The following is a 15,331-nucleotide window of genomic DNA, read 5'->3' as shown; positions in this document are numbered from 1 at the left end:
GCCCATGCTAACGGATCTGCTGGAAAAAATGGGGATTCCTGCACCACAGCAGGAGTGGCAAAAACCGGTGATCGGGGTCAGCGCCTGTCTCACCGGCCAGAAGGTCCGCTATGACGGTGACCACAAACACAACGGCATCGTCATGCACCAGCTCGTCCCCTTGCTGCGCTTTCGGGAAACCTGCCCCGAGGTCAGCATTGGTCTGCCCATTCCGCGCCCACCGATTCACGTGGTACAGCTGGGAGAGCAACAGAACGTAAGGGCGGTGGCAGACAGCAGCCTGGATTACACCACAGCATTGGAGCAGGTAGCCGCCGGGCTGGGCGAGCCGCTGTGTGGCTTTGTGCTCAAGGCGCGCTCACCCAGCTGTGGGCACCTGACCACACCGCTGCATGACGAATATGGCAATGAAATTGCCACCGGCTCCGGAGCCTTCGCCCGCAAACTCCACGAACTCTACCCGCGCATCGCCCTGGCCAACGAAAGCGACCTGGAAAAGCCCACCTTCCTGCAGCAGTTTGTCCTGCAGGTTTTCTGCTACCAGCAATGGCATCACAACGATCACCAGGGTAGCTGGCTGCAGCAACGACTGGAAAAAAGCGAGTTGCTGGATGAACCGCTGCGAACCAATGTTCAGCATTACCTGTCCCGCCTCAGCCAAGCAATGCACTAAAAGGCAATTAATAGTTAACAGTGAATAGTTAATAGCTGGCGCGATCCGCGCTTTTTCATGATTTTTAACGCAAGAGGCCGCGCCCTGATTATGGGCGCGGCCTCTTTGCTTTATGGTCAACAGGTCTGTTTCGCGGCGTTACTAATTATTCATTATTAACTATTAATTCAAAAAATCAGTGTCAAACCGCCAGTCAAAATGGCGAACAAAATCGACAGGCCAATCAGGGTACCCCAGGGGAATGGCTTGGGTGGCGGTTCGATTTCCAGTTGTTCTTCCAGGTAGCGGCGTAGCAGGGCGGTGTTGCGGGTATTGGCTTTGTAGATGGCATCGAAGGCATCCCCCACCACTGGCAACAGACCACCGGCGAAATCGATAAGCATGTTGCGCACCATGCGCAACTTGACCTTGTTACTGGCCCCCACCCGCTGTGCCTCAATCAGCACATAGCTGGAAAGCGCGAGGCCCGCCACATCACCGATCCCGGGAATCAGGCCAATCAGGGCCTCCGCACCGAAGCGGAATTTTGTGAAAGGGATACCGATGCTGCTGTCGGTAAAACGGCTGAACTTGTCCAGCCGCGCCAGCGCTGCACGCTGCTTTTCTTCACTGACCGCCATCAGATCTCCACAAACAACTGACCGTTTTCTTCGCTCACCGGCCAGGTTTCCAGGTCCTTTTCGCCGCGCACCACATTCAGCAATTGTACCCCCGGCGGGAAATTGGCCCACTCTTCCACGGCACCGGTACGGATATCAAAACGCGCCCGGTGCAACGGGCATTGGACACACTTGTCATCCAGGATCTTGCCCTTGCCCAGAGAGGCAAAGACATGGGGGCACCGGGCCTGGGTAGCAAAGAAACCATCGCTGAGGTGATACACCACCAACTTGGTCTCACCGGCCTGCATGGCCTTGCTCTTTCCTTCCGGTATCTCATTGCTGGCACAGAGTTCGTAACGCATCTTGCTCTCCTTGCTGGCTGGAAAAATAAGCTTCGAGCTTCGAGCTACGAGCTGCTAGCCCCCTGTAGGAACCGGAGTGCAACGGAGGTAACAGCCGCAGGCTGGCCCGAAGGGTGAGCGCAGCGAATACACCACTTGAGGTGCGAACCTCGCGCAGCGAGGCGACCGTAGGGAGGCTGTTTCCTTAAGATCCGCCGAATCCGGAAATGTCTGATCGCTCTTCGACCGATTCCGTTCCTCGTTCGAAGCGTCATGACAAGCTGAGATCCCGCAAATCGATAAGCGCCTCTGGAATCCTTACCTCGCCCAGGCTCGGATCGCCTGCAGGCAGGCTCCTACAGCAGCTTCGTAGCAGAACCGGGAACTTTCCCGGGTCCCCCTATCGAATCAAGCGTAGCTTGTAGCTTGTAGCTTGTAGCTCGAAATCATTCCAGATAGGTATACCCTGCCAGCCCATCCCTTACCAGTTCGATGAAGCCATCCTGCTCTTCCGCGCTCAAATGCGCCTGACGACAGTTTTGCTCCAGGGTCTCCAGCAGACGTTCAGGATCATAGTTCACATAGCGCAGCACCGAGCTCACCGTGTCGCCCTGAATGGCATGATCCAGGACGATCTGGCCGTCCGCGGTGACATCCACATCCACCGAGTCGGTATCGCCAAACAGGTTGTGCATGTCACCAAGAATTTCCTGGTAGGCACCCACCATGAAAATCCCCAGATGACCGTTGATGTCATCCGGCAGCGGCAGGGACGACTCCACCCCTTCCCCATCCACAAACTGATCGATGCGACCATCGGAATCACAGGTAATGTCCTGCAGTACCGCCCGACGGGTCACCGGCTTGTTGAGGCCGGACAAAGGCAGAACCGGGAACACCTGGTTGATGCCCCACACATCCGGCACAGACTGGAACACGGAAAAGTTCACGAACAACTTGTCCGCCAGGGTTTCATTCAGGTTATCCAGCAGCTCCCGTTGCTGCTTGCGCAGCGGGTTGAGCCGGGCACGCAACGCCAACAGACAATTGGTATAGAGCTGCTCACCGCGGGCCCGGGTATCCAGATCCAGATCCCCTGCCAGGTAACGCTGATGGATATCCTGCCAGGCACCCACTACTTCAGGGAAACGCTCCAACAGATTGCCGGCATTGTCGCCCTGCAACTGCTGCTGCAGCCCCCAAAGCAGATGCAGCTCGGCAGCATCACTGTCGACAGGAGCAGCAACTGTCACCGACGACTGGGATTCCTGATCGGTGATATTGACCAGCAACACCGCATGGTGAGCCGTCAGCGCACGGCCGGATTCAGAAATGATGTGCGGCTCGGGCAATCCACGCTGCTGACACTGCTGCTGCAGGGTCTGCACGATATGCCGGGCATAGTCCGCCACCCCATAGTTCATGGAGCAGTAGGACCGTGAATGGGTACCTTCATAATCCACTCCCAGGCCGCCACCCACGTCCACGGTTTCCACCGCCGCGCCAAGGGCGCGCATTTCGGCATAGTAACGGGCCGCTTCACGCATACCCGCCTTGATATCCTGAATGTTGGCCACCTGGGAGCCCAGATGGAAATGCAGCAACTTCACACAGTCCAGCCGGCCCGCCTGGCGGCAATGTTCGATGGCGCTCATCAGCTGCGGTGCACTCAGTCCGAACTTGGACTTCTCGCCGCCGGTGTTCTGCCAGTTGCCCTTGCTGATGCTCATCAACCGCACGCGCAGACCAATACGCGGGGACACACCCAGCTCATCGGCAATGCTTAGCAACGCCGGCAGCTCGGACATCTTCTCTACCACGATATGCACATGGCAGCCCAGTTTCTCGCCCATCAGCGCCAGGCGCAGGTATTCGGCATCCTTGTAGCCATTGCAGACGATGGTATCGCCGGGCCTGGACAGCGCCAGCACCGCCAATAGCTCCGGCTTGGAGCCGGCTTCCAGACCGATGCGCTCGCCATCCTCTCGGGCACGAATAATCTCGTGTACCACGCGGCGTTGCTGATTCACCTTGATCGGATAGACCGGGGTGTACTGCCCCTGATAGCTCTGGCCATCGATAGCCTCACGGAAGGCCCCGGCCAGCTGCTTCACGCGCTGACGCAGGATGCCGGAAAAGCGTGCCAGCACCGGCGCCCGCAAGCCGGCCGACCGGCAGGCCTCCAGCACGGCCTCCAGAGTGGCTTCGCCGCCCTGTTCACCATTGGGTCGCACACACAACTCGCCGCCCTGATCGATGCGGAAATAGCTGTCACCCCAGCGGTCCACATTGTAGATCTCGCTGGCCGGTACGGAGCTGGAATCGGTCATTACCTGTCCTGTTCTACGCTGACATGCAACACGCACCACACTGGCACGCTCTTGGCCGCCATTATGCCTGCCCGCCGCCGTCCGTCGCATCCCTTTTTGGGGCCTTGATTCAGGCTTTGACAGGGGGGGCCAAGGTCTTACAATCGCGACTATTAACCATCTTGGAGGCGGAAGCGCCTCCACCCACCGGAAAGGCCCATGAGCAGCACCCAAGACAACTGGTTTTACGAGCACTTTGACACCGCTGGCACCGCCTTCGGCCTGCGTCTGAAGCAGAAGCTGGAAGAGGTACAGACCGAGTATCAGCACATCGAGATGTGGGAAACCGACAGCTTCGGCTATCTGATGACCATCGATGGCGCCACCATGCTCACCACCCGTGACAACTTTCTCTACCACGAGATGATGTCGCACCCGGTGCTGTTCAGCCATGCCAACCCCCAGCGGGTGGTGATCATTGGCGGGGGCGACTGCGGCACCCTGCGCGAAGTGCTGCGCCACCCCGGTGTGGTCAAGGCCACCCAGATCGACATCGACGAGATGGTGACCCGCTACTCCGAGAAATACTTCCCGGAGCTGTGCGAATCCAATGACGATCCCCGCGCCGAACTCCTGTTCGAAGACGGCGTGCAGTACATGCGCGACTGCGAAGACGGCAGCGTGGACGTGATCATCGTGGATTCCACCGACCCGGTGGGCCCGGCGGAGGGTCTGTTCAAGGCGGACTTCTTCCGTGATTGCCACCGCGTGCTGGCCGAAGGCGGCATCATCGTGCAACAGTCCGAGTCGCCGCTGCTGCACAGCCATACCATCATCAAGGATCTGCACGCCAACATGCGTGAAGCAGGTTTCACCAGCACCCAGACCCTGCCCTTCCCGCAGCCGGTGTACCCCAGCGGCTGGTGGAGCTGCACCATGGCAGGCAAAAACACGGACGTGAGCGCGTTCCGCGAAACCGACGCCACCGGCAAAGGCTTCGACACCCGCTACTACTCCGCCGCCATCCACAAGGGTGCGCTGGTGTTGCCGCCGTTTATGCAAACCGCCATCAACAAGTAATAACCAGCCACAGAAGTGGCGCCCTCACCGGGCTACGGGAAGGGCGCCACCACCGATCATTCACTTTCAACACATTCACTCTGGGAACAGCAGGTACTGTTTTTCTTTATTCGCTCTGGAAAAACCCCACGCCGGGCTAGTTCCAATTGCGCTTTGAAACCCTCGTCATCCCACTTCTCTTCGGCTTTTCTCGACATCCTTTCAATTTCATCAAGGCGGCCATTCTTCGCCAGGATCGCGACCATAGTTTGAATTTCTTCAGAAAAAGTTTCATACGCATAGTCTTCCATTTCACCATCCTTAGCACCCGGAACATCAAAGTTACTTACAACTTCCAGCTGCATCAGTTGCATATCCAACTCTCTCTCCGAATCAAGATATTTCCCGACCAAGGCGTACTTTTCAGCTTCTATTAATGCCGGACGAGCCAAATTGGAAACCTTCTCTGCCAACCTCTCATCATTTCTGTCTAGCCACTCAAAGAGAGCGATTATTCGCTCCTCATTGCCGAGCACCCCATTAATAGATTCAAAGTCATGAAAGCTAGAGTAAACATCACCACCATCTTTGACTTCATCCTCTTCCTTATCAACAAAATATTCCAAAGCGACTAACGCATCAGGGTATTTAGTTGCCAAACATCCCCAGTCGCTCAAGGCATATGACAATCTAACTCCAGATAAAGAGGGCTGGTAATCAAGCGCATATTGATAAAACCAGATATGCTTTCTAAGCGCTTCCTCGTAATTACCGTCTTCATGGGCCTGCAAGGCTTCATCGAAAACCTTGTCAGGATCAGAGTAAGCATCTCTCTCGACCTCCACCCCATCACCACAACCCACCAACACAAACAAGAAAATCAACCCCATTAATAACTTCACTTCACCCCTCACCAACTCAAAAAAACAACCTGCTATTCTTAAATAACCGTTTTACTAAATGCGACATATCCCGGCACCAAACCAGAAATCAGCTCGACGGCTGCAACACGCATCATGCAAGACGCCAGCCCCCGAAGAGGCGCAAGGGTTTCGCTATTAACTATTCACTGTTAACTGTTAACTCTACCCGCCCTGCCTTCCAATATGCGACAACACCAGCTCCGCCAACCCCTCTGAATTTCCAAAGTAATCCAGTAGCTCGATATCCAGATCAGGAAACCGCTCCCGCGCCTCCTCAATCTGTGCAGGAATGTCCCGCCCCACATGCTTTCCCTTGTTGAAGAACAATGGGTACAGCTGAACGGCCTCCACCGGCTGATGCTCCAGCTGTTGAATGGCTTCAATCAAAGAGGGTTTCGCCAGCTCCAGAAAGCAGGGAATCACTGCGACATACTCCTGCCCACTGGCATGGGCCGCTTCCGCCACTCTCTCTACCAGAGCGCGAAATTCATCATTCGCCGTTTCACTGCGGCTGCCGTGGGCCATGATTAACAGGGCTTTGGACATGGGAACTCCTTTATTACGCTTACCTGACAGGTGAATAGTCTGACAGCGGCATGGGTAGAGTTGAAAGTTCAAAGTTTAAAGTTGAAACGCGGATCAGGCCTGCAGGTTTTTAACCGCCGTGCCCGCGCTAACGGGTAACGGCGCGGGCAGGGACTACACGAACGGAACCCTCCTTCCCCGCGCCTTTTTAACTTTCAACTTTGAACTTTCAACTGCTTCTCTGTCCGCCCCACCTCACAAAGCCGCCAGAAATGATGCTACATTGAAATCGCTATTCTAGCCGCTTCTTCGATCACCAGCGCGTGACGACGCGCCAGTGCCTGCCTGTCGTCATCGTAGCCGCCACCGATGACCGTGGCCACCGGGATGCCTTTATCGCGACAGCGCTGGATCACACCACGATCCCGGTCGGCGACCCCTTGCAGGGAAACAGCCAGACGCCCCAGTGGATCCTGCTCATAGATATCCACGCCGGCATCATAGAGCACCAGGTCTGGCTGAACGCTTTCCAGCAGCCCCTCCAACGTATCGAAGACCGTATCCAGATAACCCCGGTCGGTCATCCCCAACGGAAGTCCCACATCCAGGTCGCTATCCATCTTGCGTACCGGGAAATTCTTTTCGCAGTGAATCGAGCAGGTAAAGACGCGAGGCTCGTCCGTCAGCATGGCAGCCGTACCGTCACCCTGGTGGACATCGCAATCAAAGATCAGAATGTTCTGCACCGCCCCGCTAACCAGCAGGTGCTTCGCGGCAAAGGCGAGATCATTGAAAATGCAGAATCCGGATCCGAAGTCATAATGGGCATGATGGGTACCGCCCGCCAGGTGACAGGCCAGACCATGCTTGAGTGCCAGCTGCGCGGTGAGCAAGGTGCCCATGGGCGCGATGCAGGTGCGCCGCATCAACCCTTCACTCCAGGGTAAACCCATCCTGCGCAAGGCCTTCTGATCCAGCGTGCCACCAATCATGGCCGCCACATAATCCGGGCAGTGCGCCTGTCCCAACAGTGACGCCCTTGCCCTGCCCGGCCGAAACTCATTATCACGGTGGGCAATACCCAGCGAGCGCAGGTGCCGATGCAGCAGCGAAAACTTCTCCATGGGGAAGCGGTGTTCACCCGGAAAGGGGAAGCTGTAGTCGGGGTGATAGACGAGGGGAAGCATGGAGCTGCCGGGTTCTGAATGTTCAAACATTGTGGAGGCGCAACGATGTTCGGGCAATGGGTGCTGGCATTGCTCATCCTGCGCACGGTTCGCGGCCGAACGTCCGTTATTCGCCGCGCCACGTTCCTGCGAGGGAGGGATTTCCTCCAGGTTTTAAATGCGTTTCTGGAACCCTCACCTCGCTCAGGCTCGGATCGCTTGCAGGCAAGTTATTCGCTGCGCTCACCCTTCGGGCCAGCCTTCGGCTGTTACCTCCGTTGCACTCCGGTTCCTACAGCGGCTTCGTAGAAATGCAGAAACCAGGGAACCTTTTGGGGTTTTCCTTTCCAATCAAGCGTAGCTTGTAGCACGCAGCTCAAGACTCCGCCTCTCCCCCGCCCTGCCCCAGCACCCGGTACAGGGTGACGCGGGACAGGTACTGGTTGTAGATCAGATCCAGGCTGTTCTGCCGGGCGTTGTTGAAGCTGCTTTGTGCACTAAGCACATCGGTGAGCTCCGTCTCCCCTTCCTGATAGCGTACCTGCGCTACCCGGTAGGCTTCTTCCGCCTGACGATAGGCTTCCTCGCGATACTGTTGCTGGTCGGCTAGCGATTGCACGTTACTCAAGGATTGCTCCACTTCCTGCAAGGCCACCAACAGCGTGCCGGTATAGCCCGCCACCTGTTCTTCCCAGGCCGCCCTGCTCTGGTCGATGCGGGCACTGCGGGCACCGCCATCAAACAGGGTCTGGGCCAGCGACACGCCCAGGCTGTAGAGGGCATCGCCATTGAACAGGGAAGACAGCTCGGTGCTGGCATAACCGCCACTGCCAGTGAGAGAAATGGAAGGCCAGTAATCTGCCCGGGCGGCAGCCACGGCGTAATCCGCCGCCATCAGAGCGGCCTGGGCTTGGGCCACATCCGGACGCCGGGCCAGTACCTGGTCAGGCAGGTCTGCCTGGATCACCGGCAGCGCAAGGGTATCCAGCTGGCCACCACTGACCGTAAATGCCTGGGGCATTTCGCCTACCAGCACGGCCAGCGCATAACGACTCTGACGCAGCTGATGCTGGAGCGACGGCAACTGCGCCTGGGCATTGGCCACGACGGTTTTCTGCTGAGCCAGATCCTGCGGTGAGACTGCGCCGTTTTCCACCTTGGCCTGCACCACCGCCAGCACCTGCTGTGCCAGCTGCAGATTTTCTTCCGCCAGCGCCAGATTGTCTTGCAGGTAACGCACCTGCAGATAAGTATTCACCACGCTGGCAATCACCGTGAGCTGCACGGTATCGCGGTTGAAGCGGCTGGCCAGCAAGGAAGCGCGTGCCGCATCACGGCTGTTGCGAATTTGCCCCCACAGATCCAGTTCATAGCTCGCATTGAGAGAAGCACTGAAAGTATCACTGCTACCGTTTTCACCTACCGTACCACTACGGCTACCTCCGGCATTCATTCCCAATGTCGGGAACAAGGCGGAACCTGCCAGGGCCAGCTGGGCATCAGCTTGCTCCACCCGAGCTGCCGCCGCCTGCAGATCCGTATTGGCCGCCAGGGCTTTCTCTACCAATTGATTGAGCTCCTGACTTTCGAACTGCTGCCACCATAGAGGATGCTCCACCATGGCCTCACTGGCACTTTGCTGGTTAAGCCACTGTTCAGGCATCGTCTGTTCAGGTACCTCCAGGCCAGACTGAATAGCGCAACCGGAAAGCAGGGCAATGGTCAGCAGCAATGCTGAGGCTCTTTTAATCATTGCTGAGTGCCTCCACCGGGTTCAGGCGCGCGGCTTTTAGCGCAGGTGCAAAACCGAACAACAGGCCAATTCCCGCCGCACACACAAATGACGCCACCATGACCGGCACAGAAAATATGATGGCCATTCCCAGCTGCGCCAGCAGTAGCCCAATCAACACGCCGGCCAGAACACCCACTACGCCACCCAATGCAGACACCACCACAGACTCGGTAAGAAACTGCTGGAGAATATTCCGACGGCGCGCCCCCGTTGCCATGCGAATGCCGATCTCATGAACCCGTTCAGTCACGCTGACGAGCATGATATTCATCACCCCAATGCCGCCGACCAGCAGCGAAATTCCAGCAATGGAACCGAGCAGCATGGTCAGGGTGTTCTGGGTTTCCGATACCATGTCGAGCAGTGATGCCATATTGAACACCCTTACATCTTCCTTGCCATGCCGCTGGCTGAGCAGCTGCACTGCCGCCTTTTCTGTCGCGTCAATTTGCGTTACGTCATCCACCGCCAGGGTGATGGAGCGAAGATAGTTCTGCCCGAATAATCGCAAGGTTCCGGTGGTCAGCGGCAGAATCACCACATCGTCCTGATCATCTCCGCGGCCCGATGCACCCTGTTCGCTCATTACACCGATAACCTGAAAGGGGATGCTGTTTAGCAACACAAATTGCCCCAGTGGGTCGCTATTCCGGAACAGTGATCGCTTCACGGTCTGGCCAATCACCGCGACCGGAGCATAGCGGGTCAGATCCTGATCATCGAAGAATATGCCCGCCTCCAACCCCCAGTCCCGCAACTGGGGAAAATCCGCGCTCACCGCCTGAACGCTGGTGGAAATATCCTTGCCGTTGGCCCGCGCGGTCACGCTACCGGAAATCTCCGGCACCGCCAGAAGGATATTGGGGAGTTTTTTCAGCGCTTCTGCATCCTCCGGCACCAGGGTGGCGATCACCCCATCTGCCACGCGCTGCTGCCCCCGGTCCGGGCGAATCACCAACAAGTTAGAGCCCCGTTCATTGATCCTGTCGACCACCTCCTGCTTGGCCCCCTCACCGATGGCGAGCATCACCACTACTGCCCCCACGCCGATCACAATACCCAGCAATGTCAGTACGGTGCGCATCCAGTTAGCACGCAGGGAACGCAAGGCCATCACCACCGACTCACGCACCTCGCCCAGATCCGGCAGAGCTCGCTCTACCGGCGGCTCAACATTGGCATGGGCACGTTCGGCAAGGTGGTTGCGGTGACGAACATCGCCAATCAGATTGCCATCATGAATTTCCACCACCCTGTCCGCATGGGCGGCGACTTTGGCATCGTGGGTAATCACAATGACCGTATGACCCTGCTCTGCCAGTTGCTGCAACTGCGCCATCACCGCCTCACCGCTGGCGCTGTCCAGCGCGCCGGTGGGCTCATCAGCCAGAATGACCTTGCCGCCATTCATCAATGCCCGGGCAATGGACACCCGCTGCTGCTGCCCGCCGGACAACTGATTGGGACGATTCTCAAGGCGCTCCTGCAGCCCCAACCCAGCCAATAATGTCTCTGCACGATGCTTACGTTCTTCACGAGGCATACCCGCATAGATAGCCGGCAGCGCCACGTTCTCCCAGGCACTGGCGGTTCCAATCAGGTGATAGCTCTGGAAAACAAAGCCGAACATTTCGCGGCGTAGCCAGGCCAGCTGTTCGTGATCCATGCCGGTCACCGACTTGCCGGCAAAGCGGTAACTGCCGTCACTGGGCTGATCCAGACAACCCAGAATGTGCATCAATGTAGATTTGCCGGAGCCGGAACTGCCCATGATGGCAAGAAACTCACCGGCCTCGATATCCAGATCAATACCATGCAGCACTTCCACCTGCTGCTCGCCGGTAAGGTAGCGTTTGCGAATGTTGCGCAGCTCGATCAAGGCCATCAGAACAGTCTCGGGCCACGCGAACGACGTTGCTCACCATCCGTGGCAGAAGCTGCGGAAGACTGGCCGACAATGACACTATCGCCTTCGGCCAAGCCCTCCAGAATGGCGATCCGTACCCGGTTGCTGATGCCCGCCTTGACGCTCTGCTGCTGCACCTTGCCTCGGCTGTCCAGAATCTGGACCTGCCACTGTTCCCGACCAGCCTGTTTCACCGCCGCCACCGGCAGATTGAGTACATCGCGGGCGGACTGCACCACGAAAAACACCTGGGCTGTCATCCCCGACATCAACCGCTGTTCGGTATTGGCGATATCAAACTCGGCGGTATACAGCACCACATTGTTGACCACTTCCGGAGTGGGCAGCACCTGCCGCAGAGCGCTGTCATAGCGCAACTTGCTGTTGCCCAGTGTGTTGAAATACACCGACATCCCCTTTTGCAGCCGATCCACATCCGCTTCCGAGACCTGGGTTGAGACCGTCATCACCGAAAGGTCAGCAATGCGCATCAAAGTCGGCGTGGTTTGGTTGGCATTCAGGGTCTGTCCTTCCCGGGCCTCAATGCTGACCACCGTCCCCGTGCGTGGCGCATAGATCCTGGCGTAACCCAGACTGGTCTGGTCACCGGCAATGGCGGCCTGCTTCTGACGCACCTGTGCGTCCAGTACCTTGATCTGAGCCTGCGTCACCGCCAGTGCAGAGCGCGCACTCTGGAACGCATCTTCGCTGGTCGCCCTGGCATCGTGGAGGCGCTGCTGGCGCTGGAACTGGAGCCGGGCCAGTTCCAGTTCGGCCTTGCGCTGATCCCGTTGGGCACGCAAGGATTCCAGTTCCGCCAAACCCGCATCCACCTTGCTTTGCTGGACCGAGGCATCAATCTCTGCCAATAGCTGGCCTTCCTCAACCCGGTCACCCACCGCCACATGCAAACGGGTTAACTGCCCGGACACCTGAGCCCCTACATCCACATAGTCGCTGGGCTCCAACGTCCCCAGCGCGGTCACCAGCTCTTCCACATCCCCCCGTTCCACCGTGACGGTTTGCCACTGGATCTGCGGGGAAGACGCCATCCCCCAGCGCCAGCCAGTTACCAGCATCAGGAGCAGCATAATCAGTAAAACACCAGCCGTTTTCGGGTAACGGCGAATCCAGGTAGCCATGAACTGTCCACACACACCATGAATAATGGCAGTGAAGATAGCGAAGAAAGGTGCAAGAAATGTGGAGGGGGGGAAGAGAGGCTCTGGGCAAGTTGAATGACTGCGGCTCCGGAAACGTCCTGGAACCCTTACCTCGCTGAGGCAAGCTGGGCTCCTACAACGGCGCTTCAGAAACCCTTTTTGTAGAAGCCCAGCTTGCCTGGGCGAATCGAGCGGCTAAAGAAAGCGCCTACCCCCGGGAACTTTTTGGCCTTTCCTAATCCAATCGAGCGTAGCTCGTAGCTCGTAGCTCGTAGCTCGTAGCTCGTAGCTCGTAGCTCGTAGCTCGTAGCTCGTAGCTCGTAGCTCGTAGCTCGTAGCTCGTAGCTCGTAGCTCGTAGCTCGTAGCTACAACAACCACTTCAACCCAAGGTAGAGCTGATTACGGGCATTACCGGTAATCACATCGCCGTGGGCCAGACTGAGATTCTCGACAGGCCAGTCAAGAATACGAGTCACGCTCGCGCGAGCCTTGCGGCGATTCAGGTAGACCAGTCGCAGGATCGGGTGCCAACCCGGCTTCTGCCACAACCCGCCCATTTTCAGGTACCAGCGGGTAAAGCCATGATCACACTGGTGGAAATTCTCGATCAGGTCCGCGGCGATAAGGGTGCGACTGGCACAGTGGAAGAAAACGGTTTCATTGAGCATGGAGCCTTCAATGAACACCAACTCAAAGTCACTTCCCCAATCCGGGTGCGGCGTTTGCGAAAGCATCGCATCGAAGCTCAGGTCCTTGCGCTTTTTCGCCAGCTTGGCTGGACCATGCAAAAGGGCCTGAGGATAACGGGCCTTCACTTCAGCAGCGAACACATGATGGAACAGGTTCGGACAAACAATATGTTTTACCTCCCCGAGCCCGGCGAACTCTGCCGCCAGTGCATCATCCACCGGTATTGGTGAATGCAGCAGCAGTCCACCGGAAGACAATTTCACCACCGTCATGCGAGTTCCCAAATGCAAACCCACAAAGGTATGCGGCACAGATACATGCCAGACGGCATCAGCAAGGGGTTGAAGGCGTGACATCAGTTTCTCCTTGGTTTACTTGGCCCTGAGTGGATCAAGCAGCTTTTCCGTGCCATCCATTTTCAGCATCAGGGCCAGAGCCATCAGCCTGCCCAGCTCCCCTTTCGGAAAGCCCTTGTCAGCAAACCACAACAAATATTCTTCGGGCACATCGATCAACACGCGCCCCTGATATTTACCGAAAGGCATGGTGCGTTCCACCAGTGCTTTAAGGTCTTCCTGTTTGAAATCCATTACTGCCTGATATCTTTTGTAGGTGCCAGCCTGCTGGCGAAAACCGGGGGTCAGTTTAAAGTTGAAAAGCGCGGGCGAGGGGTTTGCGTTTGAGACTCTGTGCCCTCGACTTTACCGGCAAGCGCGGGCACGGCATTGCAAAACCGATGACTTACTCCGCGTTTCAACTTTGAACTTTAAACTCGCCCCACAGCCTACCCCGCGCACGCTCAGCCGTCGACATCCTCATGCCGGCAGGACTCCCCCGGCCACTCCACCTCGATAGTGGAGTGGGCAAAGCCGAAATCCAGCACCAGCGCCCGAAACTGCTGTTTCAATGTCTGTACCTGCTCCACATCCAGAGAGCCCTTCAACTCCACATGGGCACTGAATACATGCTGCTCACCATCCAGACTCCAGACATGAACATGATGCACCCCGTTTACCTGCTCCGGCTCACACAGCTGGGACACCAGCTGCTGCACATCCACATCCGCAGGCACAGCCTGCAGGAACACCTTCAGTGACGCCCACAAGTTGCGTGCCACATTGAAAAGGATAAACAGGGTAAAGCCGATGGACAGGATCGGGTCCAGAATCGGCACTTCCCAGACCATCAGCACCAGTGACACGATCAGTACTGCCACCCAGCCCAGCACATCTTCCAGCAAGTGCCAGCGGATCATGCTGGCGTTCATGGAGGATTGCCGTAACAGCCGCCAGGCGCCCAGCCCATTCACCACCACACCCAGCACCGCCAACCCAAACATCCCGGTGGCATCAGGCATTTCCGGAGCCCAAAGCCGCGGCACGGCCTCACTGATGATGAACACCGAGCCCACGATCAGCACCACGGCGTTGATCACCGCCGCCAGCACTGACAACCGCTGATAACCGTAACTGAAACGGGCGTCCGCCTTGCGTTTACTGGTCTTGCCCAGCACCCAGCCCATGCCAATGGCCAGGGTATCACCCAAGTCATGCACGGCGTCGGACAGGATCGCCACCGAGTTGACCATCAGGCCGCCCACAAACTCGATGATGGTAAACGTGAAGTTCAGCCAGAAGGCCAAACCAATCGCCTTACCCTCATCATCACCATGATGATGGCCGTGATGATGTCCATGCATCAGCGTTTCTCCATGATCATTTTCAGGTTCTCCGGCAGGGGCAAGGGTTTCAGTGGATTCACGTTGGCACCGCCAGTATTTCCCACCGGTACCCACAAACGGGACATCAGCAGGGCCGCCGGAATGCGTAACAACTGGCCCCGTACTTCAGACCAGTCTCGCCGATGCCAGCCAACCCTGAACATCCAACAGTGAGTGGTCACATGTGCCATGGTGCTGCGCTGGCCAAGGATATGCGCTCGCTCCAACCACGGGAACGCCTCTCCCCAACGCCCCTGTTGGCAAAGCTGCCGGGCTCTGTTCATCGCCTGCTCAAAGGCCTGTTGCTGCTGTTCGTTCATCATCGGCTACCTCTTCCTGCTATCCCATGCCTCCATTAAAAAAGCTATAGTGACTACAGGTTCAAGGGAGTCTCTGAATAACTCCTTGCGTACTCAGTCTTTTCAGGCTGGTTCGCAATCTAGGCGCGCTTTTGAAGG

At 57.3% G+C, this 15,331-nt stretch carries 15 protein-coding genes; 2 read left to right on the top strand and 13 right to left on the bottom strand.

The window, feature by feature from the left end; translation table 11 throughout:
- Positions 1–4: 4 nt before the first annotated feature.
- Positions 5–673, top strand: coding sequence for a DUF523 domain-containing protein (locus tag HF945_RS00805; protein ID WP_290523934.1), 669 nt, complete (start codon positions 5–7; stop codon positions 671–673).
- Positions 674–840: 167 nt separating this feature from the next.
- Here HF945_RS00805 and HF945_RS00800 read toward each other — a convergent pair whose 3' ends face one another.
- From HF945_RS00800 to speA, 3 genes are all read right to left on the bottom strand, one after another.
- On the bottom strand, positions 841–1,293 hold the full coding sequence (locus HF945_RS00800; protein WP_290523933.1) for a DUF4112 domain-containing protein: 453 nt from the start codon (positions 1,291–1,293) through the stop codon (positions 841–843).
- Positions 1,293–1,637 carry a Rieske (2Fe-2S) protein gene (locus HF945_RS00795; protein ID WP_290523932.1) on the bottom strand — a complete coding sequence of 115 codons (345 nt, stop codon included), beginning with the start codon at positions 1,635–1,637 and terminating at the stop codon, positions 1,293–1,295. Before HF945_RS00795 ends, HF945_RS00800 begins: the two co-directional genes overlap by 1 nt.
- 425 nt (positions 1,638–2,062) lie before the next feature.
- The gene (speA, locus tag HF945_RS00790) at positions 2,063–3,946 is read right to left on the bottom strand and encodes a biosynthetic arginine decarboxylase (RefSeq protein ID WP_290523931.1); all 1,884 of its coding nucleotides are present in this window, start codon (positions 3,944–3,946) and stop codon (positions 2,063–2,065) included.
- Between the two features lie 198 nt (positions 3,947–4,144).
- Here speA and speE point away from each other — a divergent pair, with 198 nt between their 5' ends.
- The gene (gene speE, locus HF945_RS00785) at positions 4,145–5,005 is read left to right on the top strand and encodes a polyamine aminopropyltransferase (RefSeq protein WP_290523930.1); all 861 of its coding nucleotides are present in this window, start codon (positions 4,145–4,147) and stop codon (positions 5,003–5,005) included.
- A gap of 56 nt (positions 5,006–5,061) precedes the next feature.
- Here the strand turns inward: speE and HF945_RS00780 are convergent, their stop codons facing one another.
- From HF945_RS00780 to HF945_RS00735, 10 genes are all read right to left on the bottom strand, one after another.
- Positions 5,062–5,886, bottom strand: coding sequence for a hypothetical protein (locus tag HF945_RS00780; RefSeq protein WP_290523929.1), 825 nt, complete (start codon positions 5,884–5,886; stop codon positions 5,062–5,064).
- 183 nt (positions 5,887–6,069) lie between these two features.
- A complete protein-coding gene (locus HF945_RS00775) occupies positions 6,070–6,453 on the bottom strand; it encodes a CbiX/SirB N-terminal domain-containing protein (RefSeq protein ID WP_290523928.1) in 384 nt (127 codons plus the stop codon).
- 257 nt (positions 6,454–6,710) lie between these two features.
- Positions 6,711–7,619 carry a histone deacetylase gene (locus HF945_RS00770; protein WP_290523927.1) on the bottom strand — a complete coding sequence of 303 codons (909 nt, stop codon included), beginning with the start codon at positions 7,617–7,619 and terminating at the stop codon, positions 6,711–6,713.
- Between the two features lie 355 nt (positions 7,620–7,974).
- Positions 7,975–9,351, bottom strand: coding sequence for an efflux transporter outer membrane subunit (locus tag HF945_RS00765; RefSeq protein WP_290523926.1), 1,377 nt, complete (start codon positions 9,349–9,351; stop codon positions 7,975–7,977).
- Positions 9,344–11,278 (bottom strand): MacB family efflux pump subunit, encoded by a 1,935-nt coding sequence (locus HF945_RS00760; RefSeq protein WP_290523925.1) that lies wholly within the window; start codon positions 11,276–11,278, stop codon positions 9,344–9,346. Before HF945_RS00760 ends, HF945_RS00765 begins: the two co-directional genes overlap by 8 nt.
- Complete coding sequence (locus tag HF945_RS00755; RefSeq protein WP_290523924.1) at positions 11,278–12,441, bottom strand: efflux RND transporter periplasmic adaptor subunit; 1,164 nt, start codon at positions 12,439–12,441, stop codon at positions 11,278–11,280. Before HF945_RS00755 ends, HF945_RS00760 begins: the two co-directional genes overlap by 1 nt.
- Before the next feature lie 387 nt (positions 12,442–12,828).
- Positions 12,829–13,509: a DUF4336 domain-containing protein gene (locus HF945_RS00750; protein WP_290523923.1), complete on the bottom strand. Its 681-nt coding sequence runs from the start codon at positions 13,507–13,509 to the stop codon at positions 12,829–12,831.
- A gap of 15 nt (positions 13,510–13,524) precedes the next feature.
- Positions 13,525–13,743, bottom strand: coding sequence for a DUF3820 family protein (locus HF945_RS00745; RefSeq protein WP_035234549.1), 219 nt, complete (start codon positions 13,741–13,743; stop codon positions 13,525–13,527).
- A gap of 209 nt (positions 13,744–13,952) precedes the next feature.
- Positions 13,953–14,852, bottom strand: coding sequence for a cation diffusion facilitator family transporter (locus HF945_RS00740; protein WP_035234531.1), 900 nt, complete (start codon positions 14,850–14,852; stop codon positions 13,953–13,955).
- A complete protein-coding gene (locus tag HF945_RS00735) occupies positions 14,852–15,196 on the bottom strand; it encodes a DUF3703 domain-containing protein (protein WP_290523922.1) in 345 nt (114 codons plus the stop codon). The genes HF945_RS00740 and HF945_RS00735 overlap by 1 nt, the downstream gene beginning before the upstream one ends.
- Positions 15,197–15,331: the final 135 nt, after the last annotated feature.

It is taken from the genome of Alcanivorax sp. (assembly GCF_017794965.1).
Taxonomy (GTDB): domain Bacteria; phylum Pseudomonadota; class Gammaproteobacteria; order Pseudomonadales; family Alcanivoracaceae; genus Alcanivorax.
Note: the sequence above shows the minus strand (reverse complement) of the source record. Positions and strands in the feature narration are given on the sequence as shown.

Bases quoted from the DNA above. Each gene is read 5' to 3' on its own strand.
- HF945_RS00805 (WP_290523934.1), top strand. From the start codon at position 5: ATGCTAACGGATCTGCTGGAAAAAATGGGGATTCCTGCACCACAGCAG.
- HF945_RS00800 (WP_290523933.1), bottom strand. From the start codon at position 1,293: ATGGCGGTCAGTGAAGAAAAGCAGCGTGCAGCGCTGGCGCGGCTGGAC.
- HF945_RS00795 (WP_290523932.1), bottom strand. From the start codon at position 1,637: ATGCGTTACGAACTCTGTGCCAGCAATGAGATACCGGAAGGAAAGAGC.
- speA (WP_290523931.1), bottom strand. From the start codon at position 3,946: ATGACCGATTCCAGCTCCGTACCGGCCAGCGAGATCTACAATGTGGAC.
- speE (WP_290523930.1), top strand. From the start codon at position 4,145: ATGAGCAGCACCCAAGACAACTGGTTTTACGAGCACTTTGACACCGCT.
- HF945_RS00775 (WP_290523928.1), bottom strand. From the start codon at position 6,453: ATGTCCAAAGCCCTGTTAATCATGGCCCACGGCAGCCGCAGTGAAACG.
- HF945_RS00770 (WP_290523927.1), bottom strand. From the start codon at position 7,619: ATGCTTCCCCTCGTCTATCACCCCGACTACAGCTTCCCCTTTCCGGGT.
- HF945_RS00765 (WP_290523926.1), bottom strand. From the start codon at position 9,351: ATGATTAAAAGAGCCTCAGCATTGCTGCTGACCATTGCCCTGCTTTCC.
- HF945_RS00760 (WP_290523925.1), bottom strand. From the start codon at position 11,278: ATGGCCTTGATCGAGCTGCGCAACATTCGCAAACGCTACCTTACCGGC.
- HF945_RS00755 (WP_290523924.1), bottom strand. From the start codon at position 12,441: ATGGCTACCTGGATTCGCCGTTACCCGAAAACGGCTGGTGTTTTACTG.
- HF945_RS00750 (WP_290523923.1), bottom strand. From the start codon at position 13,509: ATGTCACGCCTTCAACCCCTTGCTGATGCCGTCTGGCATGTATCTGTG.
- HF945_RS00745 (WP_035234549.1), bottom strand. From the start codon at position 13,743: ATGGATTTCAAACAGGAAGACCTTAAAGCACTGGTGGAACGCACCATG.
- HF945_RS00740 (WP_035234531.1), bottom strand. From the start codon at position 14,852: ATGCATGGACATCATCACGGCCATCATCATGGTGATGATGAGGGTAAG.
- HF945_RS00735 (WP_290523922.1), bottom strand. From the start codon at position 15,196: ATGATGAACGAACAGCAGCAACAGGCCTTTGAGCAGGCGATGAACAGA.